This window comes from Gilvimarinus gilvus, assembly GCF_030518155.1.
In the GTDB taxonomy this organism is placed as follows: Bacteria; Pseudomonadota; Gammaproteobacteria; order Pseudomonadales; family Cellvibrionaceae; genus Gilvimarinus; species Gilvimarinus gilvus.
The window spans coordinates 1-312 of the sequence record NZ_JAULRU010000343.1; the positions used below are offsets into that span (position 1 = coordinate 1).

Below are 312 nucleotides of genomic sequence, written 5' to 3' on the forward strand. Positions count from 1 at the left end.
TGCAAGCTGCAAGCTGCAAGAAAACGTAAGCCATGCCACCATCTGCTTTTTCTAGCCACTTGCGACTTGCCACTTGCAACTTGCCACTCATCTCCAGCGAACCAGCCATGCCTGAACCCACCCTTCTCCAGCACGCCCAGATCGACTGGGACGACCAGGGCCGCCCCCATTCGCGGCAGTACGACGACGTCTATTTCGCGGTCAACGAAGGCATCGAAGAAACCAAGCATGTGTTCCTCGGCCAAACCCGCCTGGCCGAGCGCTTCGCCAACCTGCCCGCACACAGCAGCCTGGTGATCGGCGAGACCGGCT

General features: G+C 59.9%; 1 pseudogene. It reads left to right on the forward strand.

From position 1 onward, the window contains the following. Positions 1 to 107: 107 nt before the first annotated feature. A pseudogene (locus QWI17_RS05730) lies at positions 108 to 312 on the forward strand (bifunctional tRNA (5-methylaminomethyl-2-thiouridine)(34)-methyltransferase MnmD/FAD-dependent 5-carboxymethylaminomethyl-2-thiouridine(34) oxidoreductase MnmC); the annotation flags it as partial.